A 1,419-nucleotide genomic window follows, 5' to 3' on the forward strand; every position below is an offset into this window, starting at 1 on the left:
AAACTTGACAAAGAATTATTGCAAGAAAAAGCGTTATTAACCAAAATTAAAACCCATTTAACTACCCAAGATTTAAAAAATTTGGTTTTTTCGGATGAAGAATTAAAGCTTGTCAAAACCTTTAATTTGTTGTTTTTAAAACCTTACCTTTATTTAGCCAACATTAAAGAACATGATTTATTATCTTTGGATTCCAACGTTTTTTATCAACAAGTTTTAGCGTATTCTACTAAAGAATCCAAAAAAGTAATTCCTTTGTGTGTGCAATTAGAAAAAGAAATATCGTCTTTAGACTTTGCAGAAAAGCAACTTTTTTTAAAGAACTATGGTCTTGTAGAATCAGGGCTTACTAAATTAATTCAAGAAAGTTATGCTCTTTTAGGTCTCCAAACTTATTTTACTGCAGGACCTAAAGAAGTTCGCGCTTGGTCTTTTAAAAAAGGTCTTAAAGCTCCCGAATGCGCCCGCATTATTCACACCGATTTACAAAAAGGTTTTATTAAAGCCGAAGTTGTTTCTTACCTTGATTTATTAGAAGCCCAAACTTTTCAAAAAAGCAAAGAAAAAGGCAAAGTTCGCATTGAGGGCAAAGAATACATAGTTAAAGATGGTGATATTATTACTTTTAGATTTAATGTTTAGTTTAATATTCAAACTTTTAATTTTGAAATTCGATTTTTTCTATTTTCAACTTTCCCCCCCAAATAACAAATTATCAATTTAACAACCTAAAAATAAGGAGATAAAAAAGATATGACAACAAATTATAAAACAACTCTTTTGATGCCAAAAACTGATTTTCCTATGAAAGGAAATTTAGGCAAAAACGAAATTAACATTCAAAAACATTGGCAAACACTTGACTTATATCAAAAAAAATTACAACAAAATCAAGACAACAACCCTTTTATTTTGCACGATGGACCTCCTTATGCTAACGGCAATATTCATATGGGACACGCCTTAAACAAAATTTTAAAAGATTTTATTGTTCGTTTTCGTAGTATGCAAGGTTTTTACACTCCTTTAATTCCTGGTTGGGATACTCATGGTTTGCCAATTGAGGCAGCAGTTCTTAAAAAAACTTCTAAAAATGCTTTTACCAGAAAACCTTTACTAGATAAATGTCAAGAATTTGCCTTGGAAAATGTTAATAATCAAAAACATCAATTTCAAAGATTAGGTATTTTAGGAGATTGGCAAAATCCTTATTTAACGTTGGATAAAACTTTTGTTTCTGATCAGGTAAGAATTTTTGGACAAATGGTTGACAAAGGATTAATTTTTAAAGCCCTCAAACCTATTCATTGGTCACCTACTTTAGAATCTGCTTTAGCAGAAGCAGAATTAGAGTACCACAATCACCAATCTCCTTCTGTTTATGTTGCTTTTAGCATGAAAAAACTAGATATTTTTGAC

Annotated in this window: 2 protein-coding genes; both read left to right on the forward strand. The window is 30.1% G+C overall.

The window, feature by feature from the left end; genetic code table 11:
* The coding region (locus OYV_RS03870; protein WP_042068394.1) for a DUF933 domain-containing protein at positions 1-642 on the forward strand (642 nt) is incomplete at its 5' end.
* Positions 643-753: 111 nt separating this feature from the next.
* On the forward strand, positions 754-1,419 hold a 666-nt coding region (locus tag OYV_RS03875; protein ID WP_042068395.1), incomplete at its 3' end, for a class I tRNA ligase family protein.

The organism is 'Chrysanthemum coronarium' phytoplasma (assembly GCF_000744065.1).
GTDB classification, from domain to species: domain Bacteria; phylum Bacillota_I; class Bacilli_A; order Acholeplasmatales; family Acholeplasmataceae; genus Phytoplasma; species Phytoplasma asteris.